Genomic DNA, 16113 nt, shown 5'->3' on the forward strand with positions numbered 1-16113 from the left:
CGGGCGGGCCTGACTCGCCGGGCAGCCGGGCGGCCGAACGGCGATCATCGGTTCCTGGCCGGCGCGCCGGCAGCCCTTATTCCGGCTGGATCTGCGCGCGGTCGATCACCTGCTTCCACGCCACCGCTTCCTTCGCGATCTGCGCACCGAACTCCGGCGGCGAGCTGCCCACCGCCGTCACGCCAATGTCGGCGTACTGCTTGCGCACGGCCGGGTCCGACAAGGCCGCTTTGATCGCCGCCGACATCTTTTCAATGATGGCCGGGTCCGTGCCCACCGGCGCCGCCATGCCCCACCAGTTGCCGGTCAACAAGTCAGGCAGTCCCTGTTCGCGCGTCGTCGGCACGTCGGGCAAAATTGCCAGCCGCTGATCGCTCGCCACCGCCAGTGCCTTCAGCTTCCCGCCCGCCACATTGCCCGCCACCGAACTGAACGCGGTGATGTAGAGCTGGATCTCGCTGCCCAGCAATCCCGCGACCGCAGGGGGCGAGCCGCGATAGGGCACATGCGTCAATTGCACCTTGGCCAGCTGGCTGTAGAGCTCGCCCGCCAAGTGCGGCGGCGTGCCATTGCCGGGTGATCCGTAGTTGAGCTTGGACGGACTTTGCCGCGCCATCTCGGTGAAATCCTTGAGCGTGCTCACCGGCAGCGTGCTGTTCACGATCATGACCGACGGCGCATTGCTCAGCAGCGCGACCGGCATCAGGTCCTTGAGCGGGTCGAAGCGCATGTTCCGGAACAGGAACTGATTGGTGACGAAGTTGTTGGTCGCGCCAAGCAGGAAGGTGTAGCCATCGGGCTGCGCGCGCACGACTTCATCGGCGCCAATATTGCCCGACGCGCCGCTCTTGTTGTCGATCAAAAAACGAACGCCAAACTGCTTTTCCAGTTGCGGCTGGATGAAGCGGAAGGTGATGTCGCCGGTGTTGCCCGGCGCATAGGGGACGACGATACGGATTGGGCGCGACGGCCAGGGTTCGGCTGCGTGCGCGGGGGCCGTGAATGTGGTGGCCGTGGCCAACAGGGCTGCAGTGAAGCCGGCTGCGGCCAGTGTGGCCAGTGGGGCAGATGAGTCAGTCATGCGAGAACTCCTGGGGTGGGTCGGCCGCATGCAGGCGGCCGTCGATGATGAGGTGATCTGCCCGCAGGCCGGCAAGGGCCTCGGGTGCGCAGGTAAGCGGGTTGTCGTTCAGGATGGCCAGGTCGGCCAGCTTGCCGGGCGTGATGCTGCCGCGTGTCGACTCGTCATGCGTCAGCCACGCGCCGCCCATCGTTGCGATCGTCAACGCTTCGGCACGGCTGATGGCCTGGTCGGGCGCGACGGGGTTGCCAGTTCGGGATTGGCGCAGCACCGCATGGCTGATCGGACCGAACAGGGACACCGGCAGGTTGTCGCTGCCGAAGGCGACCGGAACACCGGCGTCGAGCAGGCGGCGCAGCGGGACGATGTCGTTGACGGCGTCGCCCGGCGGGATGTGGCCTTGCGTGCCGCCGTGCGCTGACTTGCTGGCGGCGCGCTTCTCTACCCACACATCGCCATCCTTGTAGATGTGCCGATTGGTATGCGTAGTGATGACCAGGCCCAGATCGTGGATGGTTGCAATCATTTCCTGTGTCAGCACCGGCTGATGGCCCAGCACCCATCGCAGGTCATCGATCGGGTGCGCGCGATGCGCAGCCTGGAACAGGGGCAACAGGGTGGGCCAGATGCCGCACACACGAATGCCTTCACGCGCCGCTTCGATCAGCAAAGGTTCCAGCACCTCTGCCGGCAGGGCCGCGCCCGCCTGGAAGCCTGCCCAGCCGGTGCACGGATGATTGCTTGCACGCAGCTGGTTGTTCAGCGGGTCCGCATCGATCTCGGCATAGAAGCCCTGCAGCCGCACCCACGGGTGATCGGCGTGGCGGCGTTGCAGCCAGGTGCGCCAGTCGCGCAGCAGTTCGATGGCAGTGTCGGCACTGCGGGCATGCTTGTGGCGCGGGGTGGGCTGATCTGCGTGGCCTGCGTGATTGGTATGGCGTGCCTGACTGGCCGGGTTGGAGGCCGGGTTGGATCCGCTGGCTTCGATTTGCCACCGCGGGCTGAAGGTCAGCGTCGCGCGCACGGTCGCGGCGCCCTGATTCGCCACGTCTCGATACGCCGCGATCACCTCGCCCGCCACGCCGTGGCCTTCAAACACCGCCGTCGTGCCCACCGCGTTGTAGGCGCGCATGGCGCTGCGCAGGCCACTGGCGCGCTGGGCGGCGCTAAAGCCGGGCGCGACCCGCATCAGGCTGTGTTCGACGATGGGCACCAGGGTCGCCTCGCTGAACGTGCCATCGGGGTCGCCATTTGCGTCGCGGCCCAGGGTGATGTCCGGGCTCGGCGGCACGGTGTGCCGGTCGATGCCCGCCAGGCGCAGCGCCAGCGTGTTGGCGATCGACACCAGCGGCGCCCGGTTGCGCCAGTAGCCCCAGATGGGCCGGATATAAACCGGATGATCGGGGCTGACGCGGTCCAGGTCATGACGCGTGGGGTAGCGGCCTTCGCGCAGGCCCGCCGCCGGGTCGGGATATTCGGGTGGCTCGCCGATGGGTTGGGTGACGATCCACGTGCCCGGCGGGGTGCGGCGCACTTCATGGGCGATGCGGTCCAGGATATCGTCGATGGACCGTGCGCCCTGCAGGGAGGGCAGATGCTTGCGCAAGCCTTCGCGGTCCAGGTGGGCATGGCCGTCGGTCATGCCCGGGATGACGGTGCGGCCGGCCAGGTTCACGCGCTGCGTGGACGGTGTGGCCAGCGCGGCCATGTCGTCGTCGCTGCCGATGGCCAGGATGCGATTGCCGTGGATCGCGACGGATTGGGCGATGGTGCCGGTGCTGCTGCTGGCACGGGAGGGGCCAGTGCCGGTGCCAGTGCCAGTGCCAGTGCCAGTGCCGAAGCCGGTGCCAGCGATACCGTTACCGCCGCCGCCTTCACACCGGATGACGGTGCCGCCGTACAGCAGCAGGGTGGCTTGGTCAGGCCGCGGCGCCTGCGGGGTCGTCATGGCTGGCGGTTCGTGGCATCGCTGCCACCGCCGTCGCCACCGGTCCCACCCGCACCGTTCCGCATCAGCAACGCCAACGTGTCGCGGAACAGCTTGCTGCCCGGGTCCGCCAGATCCAGGATCACATCGAAGTGATGCCGCCCGGGCACCACGTCGAAGTCCGCCAGCATGTTGAACTCCCGCAACCGGTCGGCCATGGCGCGGGCTTGTCGGCGGAATTCGTCGGTATCGCGTTCGGCCACGGCCACCACCACCGGCACGCGTACCGCAGGGGTGTTGTGGGCCAGCGAATAGCGGCGGACATGCGCCGCATCCAGGTTCAGCCGGGTATTGCGATACGACAGGCGCACCGGCTCCAGATCGGTCAGTCCACTGACCATGACCGCGCCGTGGAACGGTTGAGTCCCCAGACCTTCCGCCGACCAGTCATGCGTCAGCGCCTGGCTCACCAGGTGCGTGCCCGACGAATGCCCGGCCAGCACGATACGTTGCGGGTCGCCGCCATGCGCGGCAATGTGCGTGTGGACCCAGGCAATGCCGCGCCGCACGCTGGCCACCATGTCGGCAAACGGAACGTCCGACGCATCCGGAAATCCCAGCGCGACCCACAGGCACCCCTGATCGGCAAAGGCCTGCGCACCAAAGGCGCTGTCTTCCTTTTCCTGTGTCAGCCACGCGCCGCCGTGCACGAACAGCAGCACGGGCAGCAAAGCCGGCAACCCCGGCGACAGCGCGGCATGGCCCTGGGCTCCCTCACCCCGCAACGTTCCGACATCCCCCGAAGCCCCGACACCCCCCAATGCACCCGCACCCCCCGATGCCCCCAGGCGCCGCGGCCCGTAGATATCCAGGCGCTCCAGCGGATGCGTCCCCCACGCCACGTCACGCGCGCCGGGCAACGCCGCCGCGGCCGCCGACAGCGCCGTGCCCTGCGCCAGCGTCTCGCGAAAGCCCGGACAGGCCAGCTGGTTGTTGTACTGGGCGTCCAGGGCTTCCTGGGTATAACGGTCGAAAACGTAGGCGGACACAGCGGGCGGCTCCTGAGGCAGACCCCCAATCTACCAGCGCACGCAGATTGAAAAAATTGAAATGTTCATATAGATTCATTCGATTCTTCAATACTGCAGGCCGCCATGTCGATCACGCTGCGTCAGCTCGAAGCCTTTGTGGCCGTCTGCAATGAAGGCAGCTTCAGCAAGGCCGCGCAGCGTATCCACATCTCGCAATCCGGGCTGAGCATTCTGGTGCGTGACCTGGAGCAGAACCTGGACAGCCGCCTGTTTGACCGCAGCACCCGTCAGGTCACGTTGACCGATGCGGGCCGCGAGTTCCGGGCGCCGGCCGCGCGGCTGCTGGCCGACCTGTCCAGCGCGGTCGGCAATGTGCGCGGCCTGGCCACGCGCCAGCATGGGCACGTCACGGTCGCCGCGCCGCCGCTGCTGCTCGCGCGCCTGCTGATCCCGGTCGCGGCCGACTTCCGGCGGCAGTACCCCGACATCTCCGTCACGCTGCTGGATATCCCGTCGGAAGCCATCCTGCCGCGCATCGCAAGTGCGGAAGTCGACATCGGCGTAGGCGCCTTCAGCGACGACGACCACGATTGTGTGATCGAACCGCTGCTGGAAGGGCCGCTGGTGGTGCTGATGCCGCGCGATCACCCCTGCGCGCACAAACGCACGATCAAGTGGGAAGAGCTGGCCACCTACCCGCTAGTGACGCAGACGCCCGAGAACAAATTCCGTGCCTTCCTGGATCGCACCTTCATGCAGCTGGGCCTAACGCCCAGGATCGCGATCGAAGTCGCGCAACTGGCGACCGTCATCAGTCTGGTCGAAGCGGACTTTGGCATTGCGCTGTTGCCGCCCTACACGGCGCTGTTTCCGGCCGGGCGCAAGACGGTCGTGCGCCCGGTCAGCGCGCCGGTCATCCCGTCGCAGATCGTGCTGGCGCACGACCGCTTCCGTTCACCGTCGGCCGCGTCGCTGGCCTTCATGGAAGTCACACGGCGCGCGGTGACGCGCTGGCAGGCGCGGGTGTAGCAGTGGCGCCCTGGCAGACGCGCGTCCCTTACCGCCGGCGCGCGCCCTTGTTCGCGTACATCGCCATATCCGCGGCGCGTTCGGCCGCGGCGAACGGCAGGTCCGGTCCGGTCTGCGCATAGCCGATCGCCACGCTCAGTTCCGGCCCCTGGTAGAACTGGTTGTTGACCTCAATCAATCGCTGCAGGCGGTCGGCCAGGCGCGCCGCATAGTCCAGGTCCTGCCCCGGCATCAGCACCGCGAATTCATCGCCGCCCACCCGCGCCACAATGTCGCCGGGTTGGGACACTTCCTTCAGCACCTCGGCCGCGCGCCGAATCAGCGTGTCGCCGGCCGCGTGACCCAGATCATCGTTGACCGGCTTCAGGCCGTTCACGTCGATCATCGCCACCGCGATCGTGACCGACGGATCTTTCTCCAGCCGCACCCGCGCTTCTTCATACGATGCGCGATTGAGCAGACCCGTCATCGCGTCATGCGTGCCCAGATAGCGCATATAAGCTTCGGCCCGCTTGCGCGCCGTGATATCGGTCAACGAGATCAGCACCCGATCCCATGTCGCTTCGGATCCCGGCATCACGGACCGCTGCAAGTGCACGTCGACCGGCTCGCCGGTCAGCGTGGTGTTGATGCCCTCGCATTCGTACGCCACGCGGCCCTGCGCCATCTCGACCAGCTCGTCGGTGAAATGCACGCTCATGTCGCCACCGAAGACGGTGCCCAGGTTGGCCAGCAGTTCCGCCTTCGACGACGCGCGGAACATCTGCAAGGTGCGCTCGTTCACGTCCAGCACCTTGATCGCGCGCAGGCACTGCTGCACGAAGTCAGGATGGGTGCGGAGGTAGGCGGCGGGGTTCGTGACACCCTGTGCGGTCAGGCCATCGAGCAGCGCGCGGATGCCTGAAAAATCCTCGACCCACAATGACACTGGCGAATGTTCGAACAGGCCTTGGGAATAGTCGCGCATCGACTCGCGCTGGCGTTCGGCTTCCTTGCGCGCGCCAATGTCATGCAGGGAAATCAGCGCGCGCGACCAGTCGTGCTCATGGCCGGGCAGCACCGACCGGCGAATCAGGATGTCGACCGGGCGGCCGTCCAGCGCGTAGTTGATGCCTTCGGTTTCGATCTCGAAGCGGCCTTCCCACATGCCCAGCAGGTCCGCCGTAAAGTGCTGCGCCATGTCGTCGCGAAACACGCGATGCAGGTTGTCCAGCAGTTCAGCCTGCGACGTCGCGCCAAACAGCTTGAGCGTGCACGCATTGACCGCCAGCACCCGAATGCGTGACAGACAGGTTTCGACAAACGCCGGATGCGCGGCAATGTGCGCGGCCAGATCGCGGATGCCGCCGGCGCGCAGGCCGTCCAGCAGGCTATGGATGCCGCTGAAGTCTTCCAGCCAGAGCGACACGGGCGCGGCGTCGAACAGGGCGGCCAGCTCGCGCGCAGGCAGGGTCGAAATATCGGTGGGCATGGCAGACATGGCGTCGGGTCCGAAAAACAGCATCAATACAAGGATTCGATAAGAAGGGCGGTAGCAGCGAAGGGCGGTCGGCAACCCGAAGTCACGAGCAAGGCCTGGATGCCGCTGCACGCCAAAGGGGCCGACCCGGCCGCCATGAGTCGGATAGCTATGCCGCCGATTGGTTGTCCGGCAGCAGCGCCGCCGCGATCGTAGCAGGTGACTCGAACATGCAGGTAGGGCCCGACGCTTCCAGCGCCGCGGGCGTGGCATAGCCCCACGTGACCGCGCCAAAGTCGATCAATTCGGCGCGCGCCGCCTCGCGGTCGCGGGTCTCGTCGCCAATGTAGATGGCGCGGTGGGCCGGGATGCCACTGTGCAACAGCACCCGCCGCAAATGGGTGCGCTTGCCAAGCAATGCCGCGCCGCATTCATAGTGGCGGACCAGGGCGGACAGGTCCGGCCCCAGCACCTGCCGCACGTTTTCCTGTGAATTGGAACTCACCACCGCCAGCACCACGCCGTGATCCGCCAGTTGCCGCAGCAACGGGCCGATGCCCTCGAACAGGCGGATCGTATGGATGCTCTCGGTCATCAGCCGCTTGTAGTGGTTGCCGACCTGCGGCAGTTTCCACAGCGGCAGGTCCACCTGCCGCAGCAAGGTCTTGATGTCGTAGCCGCGCACCTTGTCCAGGTGCGCGGTGTCGATGGGGCGAAAGCCGTGGTGGGCCGCCAGGCGGTTCACCACGCTGACAAAGAAGCCGAAGGAGTCGGCAAGCGTGCCGTCGAAGTCGAAGATCGCAAGGGAATACTTCATCGGCGGGGCATCCTGGCTTGGGCAGCGCTGCGCTGCAACATTTCCATTATCCCCGACTCTGCGTGACCGCAGATGACAGGCCAGCTGGCGTCAGTCCACCTGGATGTTCGCCTTGCTGATCGTGGCCTGCCATACGGCCGCTTCCCGCGCGTTCTGGGCAGCAAATTCGGCGGGCGTATTGCCCACCCCGCTCAGGCCCAACTCGTTGAATCTGGCAACGATCTCGGGCGACGACACCGATGCCTTGACGGCGGCCGCAATCTTTTCCAGGATCGCCGGGTCCGTGCCGACCGGCGCGGCCAGGCCCCACCAGTTGCCGGTGCGCAGGTCGGGCAGGCCCTGTTCCGCCGTGGTCGGCACCGAGGGCAATGCGGCCAGCCGCTGGCTATCCGCCACCGCCAAGGCCTTCAGCTTGCCCGCGGCCAGGTGCCCGGCAACCGTGCTGATGCCGGCGCTGGCAAAAAAGATCTGGACGTCGTTGGCCAGCAGCGCCTGAACCGCCGGGGGCGCGCCGCGGAAGGGCACGTGAACCATTTCCGTCTGCGTCATTTGCGCATACAGCACGCCGGTCAGGTGCGGGGGCGTGCCATTGCCGGGCGTGCCGAAGTTGAGCTTGCCGGGATTTGCCTTGGCATAAGCCGTCAGTTCACTGAGCGAATTGACCGGCAGCGACGTGTTCACCACCACGACCGACGGGGCCAGGTTGACCTTGGTGATGGGCACCAGATCTTTCAGCGGGTCGTAGCGCAGGCCCTTGGTCAGGTACTGGTTCATGACGAAGTTGTTGGTGGCGCCCAGCAGCAGCGTGTAGCCATCGGGCGCCGCGCGCACCACGTCTTCGGCACCGATGTTGCCGGATGCTCCGCTTTTGTTGTCGATGTAGAAGCGCGCCCCCAGCCGCTTTTCCAGATCGGCCTGGATGAGGCGGAACGTGACGTCGCCGGCATTGCCGGGCGCGTACGGAATGACAAGGCGAATGTTCCGGCTGGGCCACGCGTCGGCGGCCCGGACAGCCTGGGTAGCGTACCCGGCGAGCAGCGCAGCGCCACAGACCAGGGTGAGGAGGGCGCGGCGCGCGGGTGAAGGGAAAAGGTGCATGACAGTTCTCAAGAGGCGGAAGGAATCTGGAATGTCTCGTGAATGGCCGGTTCACCACTGCGCACAACCGGCTCGATGCACTGCAAGGCACCCCGACAACAGGTAGCCGGCTTCAATCTATCAGGGGCCGACCCATATGCGTTATCGAAAAATTCATATGGATCCATATGAAAAGTCGATAGGTCGACGTTGGCCGAAATACTCGCAAAGTTGCGATGACGTTACGTAACGTCGTATCGCCTGTGACGTAACGTCCCCCACAAATTCGGGGTTAACCCGCAGTCCGTTTCACCCCTGGTGAGTCCATGCAAATGCACCCGAAAACAGCCGCCAGCTCAACAATAACTCCAATGAATTCAATGGCTTGCGTAGTGGTGGCAAGACCTCAGCCGGCCGGTAGTCGATGCCTTGTGGCGATGTGTCACCCGATGGCACACCTTTTGCAAAAGTAAATCGGACTAGCCATTCGCCCTGTGACCCGCGCCCTGCGTGACGGCATTCGGGGGATGGATTCACAGGATCGGAATTCTCGGGGGATTGAAAGTGAACAAGATCTATCGCACCGTTTGGAGTGACACCTTGCGTACGTGGGTTGCCGTGGCCGAGAACGCCCGGGCCAAGGGCAAGAGCGGCGGTGCGCGGGTGGGCGCAAGCGCCGCCGTGCTGCTGGGCGCCTCGCTGGTCGCTGCGCCGTCGTTGGCGGCAGGCATGCACGACACCCCGGACTTGTTGAATGGCCGGCTGACGACCGCCCCCCTGGTGGGCAGCATGACCGCCGCCCTGAGTCAGGTCAGCCAGACGCCTCAAACCGTGCAGGTCGCAAGCACGGCGCCCGCGGTGCTGCAGTCGGCCACGGTGTCCGCCATGAATGGCGTGGTGCCGATGCTGAACGCCCCGCTGATGGACACGCCGATGGCCTCGCCATCGATGTCGCAGGTTCCGGCGGTCATCACGGCCGTGCCGTCGCTGCAGAATGTCGCGCAGACGCTCAAGGCTCCGGTCGCGGCCGTCACCGCGCCCCTGGCAGGCCCCACGCCAACCACCGTGCGGACGGTCGCCGCCACGACCACGCAGCCGGTGCGCACCGCAATCACGACGACCGCCGCACGCACCGCCCCCATCGCGCAAGCCACCCAGACCACGGTGGCCGCAGTCACGGGCCCGATCGTGGGTGGCGCCGCCGCACCGGTCGTGTCCGAACCCCTGGCCACCCTCAGCACCGCCGTGCCCAAACTGCTGTCCACCGTTGTCACGCAAAGCGGCGGTTCCGATCCCGCCTCAGGCCTGCCGACCCTGGTCAACGCTGTGATTGCACCGGTGTCGCGTGTGGCCACCCCGAGCGGCAACGGCACGCCGTCCATCAGCCTCGTCACCGATACGCTGGATACCGTGGTGGCGCCGGTCGCGGCCCTGGTGCCCCCGCTGGCAGGAACGCCCAGCTCTCCGCTGACCCCCGTCACCGACGCCGTGGCGCCTGTCACCGCGGCCCTGACAACGGTCACGACCCCGGTCGCCACCGCCACCACGCCTGTCCTGAACGCCGTGACCGGCGCGCTGGAACCCGTCACGACGGCGCTTGCGCCCGTCACCACACCGCTCACCCCGATCACCAACGGCGTGGGCGTGATCGCCGCGCCGGTCACCAACGTGCTGGGTGGCATCACCACGCCGCTGGCGGGTCTGCCGGTGATCGGCAACATCGTGTCGCCCACCATCGCGCCCACGCCGGTCGTGTCGGGCTCGATCGCGCCGCCGCTGAACCCCGCACCCCCGAATGGGCTGGTCATCGGGACGGCGGGCGTGACCGGCGGTGTCGGGCAAGGCCTGGCGCCGCTGACGCTGGCCGCGTTTGGCCAGCAGGAATCGTATCTGCGTTCGGGCGCCCTGGCCGTCAACCGCGAAAACATCAACGCGCGCTTCAGCGTCGTCAACGTGCTCGGCCTGCCGGTCCTGGACCTGGCACCTGTCACGGGCACGCTGACAGGCACCACGGGCGGTACGCTCCCCCAGCAGAACCTGACCCTGCTGGGCGGTGTCACGTCGGGCAACTACATCACCAACATCAATTCCGGCCTGACCTACAACAACGGCCTGCTGCTGCCCGGCACCACGCCGCCGTCGTACGTGCAAGGCAACAACTGCCTGAACGTGCTCGGCCTGGCCGGCGCAACCTGCTGGGACGTGCCTGCCGCGCAGAACAACCAGGTCCTGATCGGTGACGGCGCGTCGGCCAACGGGTCGCAGGAAGTGGTGATCGGTACCAACGCGCGCCACCTGCTGCCAAACGAAAACGCGAACGACATCTTTACCGACCCCAACATGATCGGTGTGCCCAACACCAACTACGCGGTACGCAAGGGCCACTCGGTGGTGATCGGCGACAACACGCTGGGTACCGCGAACGGCCAGACCATCATCGGCGCCGAAGCCACGTCCAACGTCGCTGGCGGCGTCGCCATCGGCTTCCAGTCCGTGGCCAATCGCGTGGGTACCGGCGTCGAGGCCTACAGCGGCCTGGCCGTGCCCGTGCAAGGCGTGGTGTCTGTCGGCAGCGCTGGCGCCGAACGCCAGATCACCAATGTGGCGGGCGGCACGGTCGATACCGACGCCGTCAACCTGCGCCAGTTGCGCGCACTGGAAACGCAGATCACCGTGGGCGATGCCAACGCGATCCAGTACGACGACGTCAGCAAAGGCACCGCGACCCTGGCCGGCGTGGGCGGCACCACGATCACGAATCTGAAAGCCGGCGCGGTCTCGGCCACCAGCACCGATGCCGTGAATGGCTCGCAGCTGAACGCAACCAACACGGCCGTGACCACGATCGACAACTCGGTCAATACCCTCAACAACTCGGTCAACACGATCAACAACGCCGGCACCAAGTACTTCCGCGCCAACTCGACGCTGGCCGCATCGGATGCGACCGGCATCGACGCGGTGGCCGCGGGCGGCAATGCCGTGGCGTCGGCTGCGAATGGCCTGGCATTGGGCACGGGCGCCAACGCGTCGCTCGCCAACAGCGTGGCGCTGGGCGCGGGTGCGACCACCACGACGGGCGCGCAAGCGGGCTACACGGGCTTTGCCCTGACCGCTCCGCAAACGTCGGCCGGTGAAGTGTCGGTGGGTTCGGCAGGCGCCGAACGCAAGCTGACCAACGTGGCCGCTGGCAGCCTGGACACCGATGCCACGAACGTGGCGCAATTGCGCGCGGTGCGTTCGCAGATTGGCGACCTGGACGGCCTGGCCGTGAAGTATGACGACGCCACCAAGGGGTCGTTGACGCTGAACCCGGGCGGCACGTCCACCCGCGTGACCAACGTCGCGGCCGGCGCATTGACGCCGACCAGCACCGACGCGGTCAACGGCGCACAGCTGAACACCACCAACCAGAACGTCACCACGGTCACCAACACGGTCACCACCCTGGGCGACACCGTCAACACGATCGACCTGCAAGGCACACGCTTCTTCCGCGCCAATTCGACCCTGGCCGGTGCGTCGGCAACGGGCATCGACAGCGTGGCGGCGGGTGGCGCAGCGGCGGCCTCGGCCACCAACTCGGTCGCCCTCGGCACCGGCGCCAACGCCACGCAGGCCAACAGCGTCGCGCTGGGCGCCGGAGCGGGCACCACGGTTGGCGCACAGACCAACTACGCGGCGTTCGCCCTGGCCGCGCCGCAAAGTTCCGCGGGCGAAGTGTCGATTGGTTCGGCAGGCGCCGAACGCAAGCTGACCAATGTAGCCGCCGGCAGTGCCGACACCGATGGCACCAACGTTGCCCAACTGCGCGCCGTCAGCTCGCAACTTGGCGACCTGGACGCCCTGGCCGTCAAGTATGACGATGCCAGCAAGAGCCAGCTGACGCTGAACGCAGGCGGCGCGTCCACCCGCATCAGCAACGTGACGGCAGGCGCATTGACCGCCACCAGCACCGACGCGGTCAACGGCGCGCAATTGAACGCCACCAACCAGAACGTCACGACGGTCACCAATACTGTCACCACGCTGGGCGACACGATCAACACGATCGACCTGCAAGGCACCCGTTACTTCCGCGCCAACACGGCCCTGGCCGGTGCGGCCGCGACCGGCGCCGACAGCGTGGCGGCAGGGGGTGCGTCGACAGCATCGGCAGCCAACTCGGTTGCGCTGGGCACAAACGCCGCGGCCACGCAGGCCAACAGCGTGGCGTTGGGCGCAGGGTCCACGACGTCGGTGGGCGCGCAGACTGGCTATACGGCGGTGGCCCTGGCCGCGCCACAGAACTCGGCCGGTGAAGTCTCGATTGGTTCGGCAGGCGCCGAACGCAAGCTGACCAACGTCGCGGCCGGCAGCATCGATACGGATGCCGCCAACATTGCGCAATTGCGGGCCGTGGGCTCGCAGGTGACGCAGCTCGATCAGCTGGCCGTCAAGTACGACGACGCGACCAAGACCGTGCTGACGCTCAATGCCGGCGGCGGCTCGACCCGCATCACCAACCTGTCTCGCGGCGCGGAAACGGCTGCCAGCACCGACGCCGTGAACGGCTCGCAGCTGTGGGGATGGACGCAGGACACCACCAATGTCCTGAGCAATACCAGCCTCTACAACAGCATCCAGACCATCAACACCAGCGGCGGTTCGCCCTACTTCCGCGCCAATTCGACACTCCCCGGCGCACAGGCCACCGGCATCGACAGCACGGCAGCGGGTCCGCAAGCGATTGCGGCGGGCGCAAACAGCGTGGCCACGGGCAAGTCCGCCAACGCTGCGGCCGACAACTCGGTAGCCACCGGCAATGCCGCGGCCGCCACGGGCACGGCGGCCGTCGCGGTGGGCTCGAACTCCACCGCCAGCGGCGCGCAATCGACTGCAGTGGGCGCTGACGCCAAGGCCACGGCCAGCAACAGCGTGGCGCTGGGCAGCGGGTCGGTGGCAGACCGGTCCAACAGCGTGTCGGTCGGCGCCGTGGGCGCCGAACGCCAGATCACCAACGTGGCAGACGGCGTGGCCGACACCGATGCGGCCAACGTCCGCCAGGTCAAGGCGATCTCGGGCGACGTCACCAACGTGATCGCCGGCAAGGACGGCATGTTCCAGGTTGAAAACTCGCTGGCACGGGCCAAGCCGGCCGCCACGGGCGTGGACTCGGTGGCGGGCGGCGCGGGCGCGCTGTCGGCCGGTGCGCAAGCCACGGCACTGGGCAACGCGGCCAATGCATCGGGCAGCAATGCCACGGCCGCCGGCAACGGCGCGGTCGCCTCGGGCACCAACACGGCCGCGCTGGGACAAGGCGCCGTGGCATCGGGCGCCAATGCGTCGTCGTTCGGTCAGGCTGCCGTGGCCTCGGGCGCCAATGCGGTTGCGATTGGCAACAATGCGCAGGCACAGGCCTCGGGCAGCATGGCGCTGGGCAACGGCACGCAGGTGGCTTCCGCCGCGACCAACAGCGTGGCGATCGGTACGTCATCGGTGGCCACCCGCGACAACTCGGTCTCGGTGGGCGGCGGCGCGACGGGGGATCGTCAGATCACCAACGTGCGGGCCGGCACCCAAGGCACCGATGCCGTCAACGTGCAGCAACTGCGTGATGCGACGTCGAGCTTTGGCGACGACCTGAACAACCTGCGTGGCGACCTGCGCAAATACGAACGCAATTCGTATGCGGGTGCGGCGTCGGCGATGGCCGTGGCAGGCTTGCCGTCGGCCTACCAGCCTGGCAAGAGCATGGCGTCGGCCGCGGTCAGCAACTACCTCGGCCAGTCCGCGGTGGCGATCGGCGTGTCGACGATTACCGACAACGGCCGCTGGGTCTACAAGTTCGCGGGCAACGTGAACTCGCAGGGCAAGCTCGGTGCGGTGGTCGGCGCCGGTTACCAATTCTGATGCGCAACCCCACCATGATCCGGCACCACCCACCCACGGAGAATTCCATGTCCCACCCACGCAAGGGCGCACTCGTCGCGGCATCCCTGCTGACGCTGCTGGTGCTGAGCGGCTGCTCGATGTTCAAGGGCGGCGCCACCAGCCGCCCGGTCGTCGCCAACGCCGATGCCGGCGCTCCGCAGTTCCCGGACAAGGCCAGCGCGACCCTGAAGGAAGGCACCTTCGCCAACATCGAAAACCTGCGCAAGATGATTCCTGGCCTGACCAAGCCGCAGGTGTACGACCTGGTCGGTCCGCCGCACTTCAGCGAGGGCGTCTTCAACGTGCGGCAGTGGGACTACATCTTCAACTTCCGCACGGGCAAGGGGAACGAGTACCTGGTCTGCCAATACCAGATCAAGTACGACGACGCCATGCGCACGCAGACCGGTGCGTGGGACAAACGCGAGTGCGCCGACATGGTGTTCCCGCGTCCGGTGGCCGCGCCGCCACCCCCGCCGCCGCCCGCACCCGTGGTCGCGCCCGTCGCCCCACCGCCCCCTCCGGCGCCGCGCCGCGTGACGCTGGCCGCCGATGCCTTGTTCGATTTCGGCAAGTCCGACATCAACAGCATTTCGACGGCAGGCCGTCGCCGGCTGGATGAGCTGAGCCGCGAGATCCGCGCCGTCGATGTCGAACGGGTCCATGTGGTCGGACACGCCGACCGCATCGGCAATGCCGCGACCAACGACACGCTGTCTCGCGAACGGGCCGCCACGGTCACGAGCTACCTCGTCCGCGCCGGCGTGCCGGGCAATGTGGTGACGTCGGATGGCCGCGGATCGCGCGAACCGGTGGTCCAGTGCACACAAAGCAACCGGACGGCATTGATCGCGTGCCTGGCGCCCAACCGGCGGGTCGAACTCGAAATCACGGGCAAGGCCGAGGCACGCCGCTAGCAGCTTCAACAAGTTTAGAAAGGGTGGCCCGGATCGGCGCAACGCCGCAGCACATCGCAGGCGGGCAACGCAGGACGGCAACGAACACGGCAGCGCAGGACGGCAAGGCAGGCAGACAACGCAGGACGGCAGGACACGAAGGCAACGCACTGGCGCAACGCATCATGGCAACGCACGGCAGGCAACGCATCGATCGGGACATCGACCGCAACGCTCCGGCGCAACGCCATCGAGGCAAGGCACAGGCGCAACGCATTCGCTGCAACGCCGCCGGGCAGCGTCATCCGGCAACGCAGTCAGGCAACGCCATCGGGCAACGCAGTCAGGCAACGCATCGGCGGCAAAGGCGCTGATCCGGTAGCAGTCAAGCAGGTAACGAGAAAGGACCGCCGGCCGGAGTCATCCGCCGGAGGGTGAAGGGGAGCTCAGGCTCCCCTCTTTTTTTGGCGGTTTGGCGACGGCGCGTCGCCGGGGTAGCATGGTTGACTCACTCTTCCCAGTTCAGGAATCCGTCATGTCCGCACCTTCGTTCACCCCGCTTTCCGACAACTTTGCCGTAGCGCCGCAACTGGCCCCCGAAGACATGGCCGCCCTGGCCGCCGCCGGCTTCAAAAGCGTGATTAACAACCGTCCCGACTTTGAAGGCGGCGCCGACCAGCCCGCCGCCGACACCATTGGCGAAGCCGCCCGTGCCGCCGGCCTGAACTACGTGCACCAGCCCGTCAACGGCGCCAACATCCAGGCAGGCGACGTCGCCACCTTTGCGCAGCAGCTCGACACGCTGCCGGGCCCCGTCCTGGCCTTCTGCCGTAGCGGCGCGCGCAGCACCCGCCTGTATCAACTCGCCATCGCGCAGCGTTAA

Annotated in this window: 10 protein-coding genes; 4 read left to right on the forward strand and 6 right to left on the reverse strand. The window is 67.0% G+C overall.

Going from position 1 to position 16113, the window contains the following annotated elements; all coding sequences use genetic code 11:
• Nucleotides 1-76 precede the first annotated feature (76 nt).
• Genes HD883_RS21795 through HD883_RS21805 form a run of 3 tightly spaced genes read right to left on the reverse strand, consistent with a single transcriptional unit; the run spans nt 77 to nt 4057 of the window.
• Nucleotides 77-1081: a Bug family tripartite tricarboxylate transporter substrate binding protein gene (locus tag HD883_RS21795; RefSeq protein WP_179589088.1), complete on the reverse strand. Its 1005-nt coding sequence runs from the start codon at nt 1079-1081 to the stop codon at nt 77-79.
• The gene (locus HD883_RS21800) at nt 1074-3029 is read right to left on the reverse strand and encodes an amidohydrolase (RefSeq protein WP_179589089.1); all 1956 of its coding nucleotides are present in this window, start codon (nt 3027-3029) and stop codon (nt 1074-1076) included. The genes HD883_RS21795 and HD883_RS21800 overlap by 8 nt, the downstream gene beginning before the upstream one ends.
• Nucleotides 3026-4057, reverse strand: a complete 1032-nt coding sequence (locus HD883_RS21805) for an alpha/beta hydrolase (RefSeq protein WP_179589090.1) — start codon at nt 4055-4057, stop codon at nt 3026-3028. The genes HD883_RS21800 and HD883_RS21805 overlap by 4 nt, the downstream gene beginning before the upstream one ends.
• Nucleotides 4058-4162: 105 nt before the next feature.
• Here HD883_RS21805 and HD883_RS21810 point away from each other — a divergent pair, with 105 nt between their 5' ends.
• Nucleotides 4163-5068, forward strand: coding sequence for a LysR family transcriptional regulator (locus HD883_RS21810; protein ID WP_179589091.1), 906 nt, complete (start codon nt 4163-4165; stop codon nt 5066-5068).
• A gap of 28 nt (nt 5069-5096) precedes the next feature.
• Here HD883_RS21810 and HD883_RS21815 read toward each other — a convergent pair whose 3' ends face one another.
• The 3 genes from HD883_RS21815 to HD883_RS21825 form a co-directional block, all read right to left on the reverse strand.
• Nucleotides 5097-6548, reverse strand: a complete 1452-nt coding sequence (locus tag HD883_RS21815; protein WP_179589092.1) for a sensor domain-containing diguanylate cyclase — start codon at nt 6546-6548, stop codon at nt 5097-5099.
• 148 nt (nt 6549-6696) lie between these two features.
• Entirely contained in the window at nt 6697-7344 is a 648-nt protein-coding gene (locus HD883_RS21820) for an HAD hydrolase-like protein (RefSeq protein ID WP_179589093.1), read from the reverse strand.
• A gap of 90 nt (nt 7345-7434) precedes the next feature.
• Nucleotides 7435-8442: a Bug family tripartite tricarboxylate transporter substrate binding protein gene (locus HD883_RS21825; protein WP_179589094.1), complete on the reverse strand. Its 1008-nt coding sequence runs from the start codon at nt 8440-8442 to the stop codon at nt 7435-7437.
• Between the two features lie 543 nt (nt 8443-8985).
• On the opposite strand from HD883_RS21825, the gene HD883_RS27485 reads away from it, so the two are divergent.
• The 3 genes from HD883_RS27485 (at nt 8986) to HD883_RS21840 (ending at nt 16113) form a co-directional block, all read left to right on the forward strand.
• Complete coding sequence (locus HD883_RS27485; protein ID WP_373563449.1) at nt 8986-14313, forward strand: ESPR-type extended signal peptide-containing protein; 5328 nt, start codon at nt 8986-8988, stop codon at nt 14311-14313.
• 47 nt (nt 14314-14360) lie between these two features.
• On the forward strand, nt 14361-15251 hold the full coding sequence (locus tag HD883_RS21835; protein WP_179589095.1) for an OmpA family protein: 891 nt from the start codon (nt 14361-14363) through the stop codon (nt 15249-15251).
• A 514-nt stretch (nt 15252-15765) separates the two neighbouring features.
• Complete coding sequence (locus HD883_RS21840; RefSeq protein ID WP_179589096.1) at nt 15766-16113, forward strand: TIGR01244 family sulfur transferase; 348 nt, start codon at nt 15766-15768, stop codon at nt 16111-16113.

It is taken from the genome of Pigmentiphaga litoralis (assembly GCF_013408655.1).
In the GTDB taxonomy this organism is placed as follows: domain Bacteria; phylum Pseudomonadota; class Gammaproteobacteria; order Burkholderiales; family Burkholderiaceae_B; genus Pigmentiphaga; species Pigmentiphaga litoralis_A.